Here is a 7,011-nt window from a genome sequence, read left to right on the forward strand (position 1 = left end):
AGCGGTGTTCGCCCCCGACGCCGGCCGTGCCACGGTGACGGTGCTGCAGTTCCCCACCGACGACGCTGCCGCGCAGGCGGCCCTCGACATCCGCGCCAGGATCGGCGACCCGACATACACGGAACAAGTTCTCGTCGCGCTGCAACTGCGGCGGCATCGACGGCGGCACCTCTGCCGCACCCGCCGCTGTCGCGCCCACACCGGACAGACCGGCGATCAGCAGACCTGCCGTCAGCGCTGACGCGACGACACCCCGCGCTCGGCGCCCGAAACTCGTATTCCCCACAGTGACTCCCCAGTCGATGCTGTTCCGAACGCGAGGTCGTCACTCCACCGCGCGCTCGATGACATCGAGGCGGCGACGAACGCCGCGACGCGGTGCTGTGAACTCCCCAGTTCAGAACTCCCCAGTCCGACCCGAAATGCGGGTCGGTCGCGAACGCCAGACAGCGTGCGCGCTCCCGCGCTAGCACATATACGTCCCGAGCGTGGGCGCCAGGACCGCGATCGTGTCGACCCATTCATCGGCGACGGCGTCGATGGCGGAGGGGGTGCGGGGAGCTGAAGTCATAGCTGTCAGCCTAATCCCCGGCCCCCTTCCGCCGCCGGACCTCAGTGCGCGGCTTCGTTCCAGTCGCGACCGCGTCCGACCTGCACGTCGAGCGGCACCGACAAGTCGGCGGCGTCACCCATCCGCGCCCGCACGATGCGCTCCGTCGCTTCCCACTCCCCGGGAGCGACCTCGACGACGAGCTCGTCGTGGATCTGGAGCAGCACGCGCGAGGAGAGCTGCTCGGAGCGGAGATCATCGTGGATGTGCAGGAGCGCGATCTTCATGATGTCTGCGGCGCTGCCCTGGATGGGGGCGTTGAGGGCCGCGCGCTCGGCGTTCTCACGCAGCACCCGGTTCGGGCTCGCCAGGTCGGGGAACGGACGACGGCGGCCGAAGATCGTCTCGGTGTAGCCTACCTCCTTCGCCTTCATGACCGACGCGCGCAGATAGTCGCGCACCGCGCCGAACCGAGCGAAGTACTCGATCATGAGCTGCTTGGCCTCGGACTGCTCGATGCGCAGCTGCTTGGAGAGGCCGAACGCGGAGAGCCCGTAGACCAGGCCGTACGACATCGCCTTGACCTTGGTGCGCATGGCCGCCGTCACCTCGCTCGGCTCGACTCCGAAGACCCGCGCACCGACGAAACGGTGCAGGTCTTCCCCGCTGTTGAACGCCTCGATGAGGCCTTCGTCGCCGGAGAGGTGCGCCATGATGCGCATCTCGATCTGCGAGTAATCGGCGGTGAGAAGCGCCTCGTAGCCCTCGCCCACTTCGAACGCGCTGCGGATGCGACGGGATTCCTCGGTACGCACCGGGATGTTCTGCAGGTTGGGGTCGGTGCTGGACAGACGCCCCGTCTGGCTTCCGGTCTGCACATACGTCGTGTGCACGCGGTGATCGTCGCCGATGGCGGTATCGAGCGACTCGATGATCTGACGCAGCTTGGTGGCCTCACGGTGCTGCAGCAGCAGGTTCAGGAACGGGTGGGGGTTGCTCTCCTGCAGGTCGGCGAGAACCGCGGCATCCGTCGAGTATCCAGTCTTGGTCTTTCGGGTCTTCGGCAGCTGCAGGTCTTCGAACAGGACCTCCTGCAGTTGCTTGGGCGAGCCGAGGTTGAACTCGCGTCCGACCACAGAGAAGGCCTCCTGCGCGAGCGCCTCGGCGCGGGCGGCGAGCTCTCCGGAGAACGTGGACAGCACGTCGTGCGAGACCGCGACGCCCGCGACCTCCATGTCGGCGAGGGTGAGCAGCGTCGGCAGCTCGATGTCGACCAAGACCTTGGCGACCGGCTCGGGGATGTCTTCCCGAAGAGCATCGGCGACACGCAGCGCGAACCACGCCTCCTGCGAAGGCGTGGCGCCCTCGGTCTCGGGCACGAGCTGCGACGGGTCGGCCTCGGGGAGCTTCTCGCCCAGGTAGCGCTCCACCAGGTCGGAGAGGGTCTTGTCCGGGAAGCTCGGTCGCAGCAGCCAGCCGGCGAGACTCGTGTCGTACGAAAGGCCGCCGAGGCGGATGCCTTGACGGATCAGTGCCTTCACCTGCGCCTTCGCGTCGTGGAGCACCTTCGACGCGTCGGACTCGAGCCATCCGCGCAGCGCCTCGGGCGCGGCTTCGGTCCAGTCGGATTCGCGGAGCTCAGTCAGGGTGGCGGCACCGATGCGCACGGGCACTCCGCCCTGTGTCGTGATACGGAGGGAGACTTCGCCTTCCTGTGCCGAACCCCAGGCAGCGAGCTCGGCGGGCGTCACCTCCACAGGCACAGGAAGGACGACCACGGATGCGGGATCGTCGGCGACCTCGCCCGCACCGACGGCCTCGAACACCCGCGGGAGCAGTGTGCGGAACTCCAGGCGCGCGAAGATGTCACGCACGGCCTGGGCATCGATCGGCGCGACCGCGAGATCGGCAGGGCCGACGGGAAGCTCCACGTCGGTGAGCAGACGGTTGAGTTTGCGGTTGCGGCGCACGTCGTCGATGTGATCGCGGAGGTTACCGCCGACCACACCCTTGATCTCGTCGGCTCGGGCGATCAGTTCGTCGAGCGACCCGAACTGCGTGAGCCACTTGACGGCGGTCTTCTCCCCCACCTTCGGCACACCGGGCAGGTTGTCGCTGGTCTCTCCGACGAGAGCGGCGATGTCGGGATACTGCTCCGGCCGGACCCCGTAGCGGTCCTGGACGGTCGTGGGGTCGTAGCGCTTGAGCTGGGAGACGCCCTGCACCGACGGGTACAACAGCGTGACATCGTCGTTGACGAGCTGGATGGTGTCGCGATCGCCCGAGACGACGAGCACGTCGAAGCCCTGTTCGGCACCCTGAGACGCCAGCGTGGCGAGGATGTCGTCGGCCTCGATCCCCTCCTTCGTCAGCACCGGGATCGACATCGCGGTGAGGCACTCCTGGAGCAGGGGGATCTGCCCCTTGAATTCCTGAGGCGACTCGGAGCGCGTGGCCTTGTACTCCGGGTACTCGTCGGTGCGGAAGGAGTGACGCGAGGTGTCGAAGGCGATCGCCAGGTGCGTCGGCTGCTCGGCCTTGATGAGGTTCACCAGCATCGACAGGAAGCCGTAGATGCCGTTCGTGTGCTGGTTGTCTTTGGTCGTGAAGTTGTCGACCGGGAGGGCGAAGAAGGCACGATAGGCGAGCGAATGGCCGTCGACGACCATGAGGGTAGGCTTTGCGGAGTCCGTCACCCTGTCAGCCTAACGAGGACGACAGACACCCGCTGAGGAGGATGCATGAGCGACGTCGCGACGAGCGAGGGACTCGACTGGGCCACAGCCCGCGGAATGGGCGCTCTGGCCGAGAAGATGGGCATGGAGTTCGTCGAATTCAGCGTCGACCGCTGCGTCGCGACGATGCCGGTCGAGGGCAACACGCAGCCTGTCGGACTCATGCACGGCGGCGCCTACGTGGTCCTCGGGGAATCCCTCGGATCGATGGCGGCCAATCTGCACGCCGGTGCCGGACGGCTCGCCGTCGGCGTCGACATCAACGCGACGCACACGCGTTCGGCGACGTCGGGCGTCGTCACCGGTGTCTGCACCCCTGTCCACCTGGGACGCAGCATCACCGTGCACGAGATCGTGGTGACCGACGATCAGGGGCGACGTTGCTCCACGATCCGCATCACCAACATGATCAAGGACCTTCCCGCCAAGCGCTGAGCGGTTCCTCCAGCAGCCGCTGGAAGAGCAGGTGGTCCTGCCACTCCCCCGCGATGCGGAGGTACTTCGGCGCCATCCCGATGCGCTCGAAGCCGTTTCCTCGCAGCACGCTCTGGGAGCCGAGGTTGTGCACCAGTGTGGCCGCCTGCAGCCGATGGAGTCCCAGTTCCGTGCGCGAGTACTCGATGATCTGCGCGACGGCGCGGTGCGCGAGCCCACGACGCAGCCGCGAGACGTCGACCCAGTAGCCGAGATCGGCGCTCCAGAACGCACCACGGACGATGTTGTTGATGTTCATCCGTCCGCGGATCTCACCGTCGTCGGACGCGATCACGAAGCGGACGCTGCGACCTGCGGACGCATCGTCGACGCACTGCTGCGCGTGCTGCTCCTGCGAGGCGACGGTGAAGAACGCCTCCGTGCGTGAGGGCTCCCACGGTGCGAGGTGCTCGCGGTTCGCCAGATACGCCCTCGAGAGCGCGGCGCCATCTCCGAGGCGCACGGGCCGCAGGATGTGCTCGGTATCGAGCCGGATGACCCCGGCGCTCACCCTTACTTCTTGGGCGCGAGCTGCTCGATGATCGCCTTGGCGACGTCCTGCATCGTCAGACGGCGATCCATGGAGGCCTTCTGGATCCAGCGGAACGCCTCGGGCTCGCTCAGACCCATCTTCTCGTTGAGCAGACCCTTGGCCCGATCGACGAGCTTGCGGGTCTCGAAGCGCTCGACCATGTCGGCGACCTCGGCCTCGAGCGTGATGATCTGCTCGTGGCGGGCCAGCGCGATCTCGATCGCCGGCAAGAGGTCGTTCGGAGTGAACGGCTTCACGACGTACGCGAGAGCACCGGCCTCGCTGGCACGCTCGACGAGCTCCTTCTGGCTGAAAGCCGTGAGGAGCACGACGGGGGCGATGTTGCCCTTGTGCAGCTTCTCGGCGGCGCTGATGCCGTCGAGCTGAGGCATCTTGACATCCATGATGACGAGGTCGGGGCGCAGCTCGGTCGCCAGAGCGACCGCGGTCTCTCCATCACCGGCCTCACCGACGACATCGAAGCCGTTGTCGCGGAGGATCTCGACGATGTCGAGACGGATCAGCGACTCATCTTCGGCGACGACCACGCGTCGGGGTGCGGATGACGTGGGCTGCTCAGCCTGCTCTTCTTGCTCTGTCACAGAACCATCCTAGTGGAGTGCCCCTGTCTGCAGGCCGTAACCACTCTGCGCGGAGGATCACTCCCCCTCCCCTGCGCTAAAGTCATAGACGCGACACACGAGCCGGCGTGGCGGAATGGCAGACGCGGAGCACTCAAAATGCTTTGTCCGAAAGGGCGTGTGGGTTCGAGTCCCACCGCCGGCACCCTTGATGGATGACCCTCGAACTGGGTTTTCCTCCTCAACACCGAGGTCGCCGGCTCACAGGGACGCGGCGGTCCCGTCGTGCGTCGGGACGACATCGGCGGTGTGATACTGGAACACGAGGCGGGCCGGCACGGTCCCCGCCAGCACCTCGTCGACCGATGCGTTGACCTGGTCCAGCTCACGGGGCTCGGTGACGACCCGCGTCCGTCCGGCGGCGTGAAGGTCGAAGACCTCCGCCAGATCCTGCCTGGTCCCGACGATGGAGCCGATGATGCTGATCCCCTTGAGCACGGTGTCGAAGATCGGCACCGTGAGCTCCCCACCGGCGGGGAGGGATACCAGCACGAGCCTGCCGCCGCGGTTCAGAGAGCGGAACGCCTGGTCGAAGACCGCGGGCGCGACCGCGAGGACGACGACGACGTCGGCACCACCGAGATCTCGGATCGCAGCGACCGGATCGGCGTCGGCGGCGTTCACGACGTGGTCTGCACCCAGCTCGGATGCCAGGTCGAGTTTCTCGTCGGTGATGTCCACCGCGATGACCTTGGCACCCACCAGGCGGGCGTACTGCACCGCAAGGTGCCCGAGCCCCCCGACACCGAAGATCGCGACCGTCTCGCCCGGCGTGACATGCGCGTTCTTGATCGCCGCGTAGGTCGTGACTCCGGCGCAGGTGAGCGGCGCGGCGTCGATAGCGGTGATGCCGTCCGGAACGGGAACGGCGAAGCGGGCGTCTGCCAGCATGTACTCGGCGTAGCCGCCGTCGACGGCGTAGCCGTTGTTGTACTGGCTCTCGCAGAGGTTCTCTCGACCATCGACGCAGTACCGGCATTCGCCGCATGCGTGGCCGAGCCAGGGCATCGCGACTCTCTGTCCGACCGTGCGGCTGGTCACGCCGTCACCGAGCTGTTCGACGATGCCCACGCCTTCGTGCCCCGGGATGAGCGGGAGCGGGGGCTTGACCGGCCAATCTCCGCGCATGGCGTGGATGTCGGTGTGGCACAGTCCGCATGTCTCCACCCGGACCAGGACCTGTCCCGGACCGGGCTGTGGGATCGGACGCTCTTCCACCTGCGCCGGTGCACCGAACTCTGTGACGACTGCTGCTCGCATCATTCCTCCTGGACGGGACTCGTGGATGCTTCAAGCCTGACGCCGCCGGACCTTCTTCCCCGGGTCGAAGGTCCCACCGTGTCCCTCATGCAGGAGAGCGCTGATGTCGATCGGCTGAGTGGCGGGAAACTGCAGATCGGCGGGATCGATCACGAGTGGACGATGTGCGGCGAAGGTCGAGTCAGCCATGATGCTCCTCTGACGGTGGTGGGAGTGCTCCGACGAGACATGCTTCTCCCGTGCGGCACCCCTGTCAGGGCCGAACGTCCCATGAACGTTCACGACGGATCGAAGCGTTCCCCCGTCGCTCGATCGGAGAAGTGCTCCGTGGCACCGTAGACGGCCGCCTGCGTGCGACGCTGCATGCCGAGCTTCGCGAGGAGACCAGAGACGTAGTTCTTGACCGTCTTCTCGGCGAGGCCGAGGCGCTCGCCGATCTGACGGTTCGTGAGTCCTTCCGCGATCAAGCGCAGAATCTGGCTCTCGCGCAGGGTCAACGGCGCCTCGGGGGCGGGAGGGGCCGTCGCGCGAGAAGCGAGTTTGGTCCGCACACGCGCTGTGACTGCCGGAGGCGTCAAGTCCTCACCGGTCGCCGCCCGGCGGATCGAGTCGATGAGAGAAGTGCCACGGATCGTCTTCAGGACATACCCCGACGCGCCGGCGATCACCGAGGCGGCGCTCGCCGCGTCGTCATCGAAGGCCGTGAGCATGAGGCATCGAATCCCGGGGTGCGCCGATCGGATGCTCCGGCAGAGATCCACGCCGCTGCCGTCCGGGAGCCGCACGTCGAGCACGACGACATCCGGCGAAGTCGCCTCC

At 66.9% G+C, this 7,011-nt stretch carries 8 protein-coding genes and 1 tRNA gene; 3 read left to right on the forward strand and 6 right to left on the reverse strand.

Annotated elements, in window-relative coordinates:
- Window positions 1–241: hypothetical protein (locus KZA10_RS05290; RefSeq protein ID WP_218682350.1), on the forward strand; the 241-nt coding region annotated here is incomplete at its 5' end.
- Window positions 242–612: 371 nt separating this feature from the next.
- Here KZA10_RS05290 and polA read toward each other — a convergent pair.
- On the reverse strand, window positions 613–3,246 hold the full coding sequence (gene polA, locus KZA10_RS05295; RefSeq protein ID WP_218682351.1) for a DNA polymerase I: 2,634 nt from the start codon (window positions 3,244–3,246) through the stop codon (window positions 613–615).
- 45 nt (window positions 3,247–3,291) lie between these two features.
- On the opposite strand from polA, the gene KZA10_RS05300 reads away from it, so the two are divergent.
- Window positions 3,292–3,720, forward strand: a complete 429-nt coding sequence (locus tag KZA10_RS05300) for a hotdog fold thioesterase (protein ID WP_218682352.1) — start codon at window positions 3,292–3,294, stop codon at window positions 3,718–3,720.
- Here the strand turns inward: KZA10_RS05300 and KZA10_RS05305 are convergent.
- Window positions 3,695–4,270: a GNAT family N-acetyltransferase gene (locus KZA10_RS05305; RefSeq protein WP_218682353.1), complete on the reverse strand. Its 576-nt coding sequence runs from the start codon at window positions 4,268–4,270 to the stop codon at window positions 3,695–3,697. The genes KZA10_RS05300 and KZA10_RS05305 overlap by 26 nt on opposite strands.
- A gap of 2 nt (window positions 4,271–4,272) precedes the next feature.
- The gene (locus KZA10_RS05310; protein ID WP_017830602.1) at window positions 4,273–4,893 is read right to left on the reverse strand and encodes an ANTAR domain-containing response regulator; all 621 of its coding nucleotides are present in this window, start codon (window positions 4,891–4,893) and stop codon (window positions 4,273–4,275) included.
- Between the two features lie 101 nt (window positions 4,894–4,994).
- Here KZA10_RS05310 and KZA10_RS05315 point away from each other — a divergent pair.
- Window positions 4,995–5,077: transfer RNA gene (locus KZA10_RS05315), tRNA-Leu, on the forward strand.
- Window positions 5,078–5,133: 56 nt separating this feature from the next.
- Here KZA10_RS05315 and adhP read toward each other — a convergent pair.
- From adhP to KZA10_RS05330, 3 genes are all read right to left on the reverse strand, one after another.
- On the reverse strand, window positions 5,134–6,192 hold the full coding sequence (adhP, locus tag KZA10_RS05320; RefSeq protein ID WP_151486672.1) for an alcohol dehydrogenase AdhP: 1,059 nt from the start codon (window positions 6,190–6,192) through the stop codon (window positions 5,134–5,136).
- A gap of 30 nt (window positions 6,193–6,222) precedes the next feature.
- Entirely contained in the window at window positions 6,223–6,381 is a 159-nt protein-coding gene (locus KZA10_RS05325) for a hypothetical protein (RefSeq protein ID WP_218682354.1), read from the reverse strand.
- Window positions 6,382–6,470: 89 nt separating this feature from the next.
- Window positions 6,471–7,011 (reverse strand): response regulator transcription factor (locus KZA10_RS05330; RefSeq protein ID WP_218682355.1); only part of this gene is annotated, 541 nt, incomplete at its 5' end.

Origin of the sequence: Microbacterium sp. BF1 (assembly GCF_019279095.1) — a bacterium.
Classification (GTDB): domain Bacteria; phylum Actinomycetota; class Actinomycetes; order Actinomycetales; family Microbacteriaceae; genus Microbacterium; species Microbacterium maritypicum.

Coding starts and splice junctions, on each gene's coding strand:
- KZA10_RS05300 (WP_218682352.1), top strand. CDS start 3,292: ATGAGCGACGTCGCGACGAGCGAGGGACTCGACTGGGCCACAGCCCGC.
- KZA10_RS05325 (WP_218682354.1), bottom strand. CDS start 6,381: ATGGCTGACTCGACCTTCGCCGCACATCGTCCACTCGTGATCGATCCC.
- adhP (WP_151486672.1), bottom strand. CDS start 6,192: ATGCGAGCAGCAGTCGTCACAGAGTTCGGTGCACCGGCGCAGGTGGAA.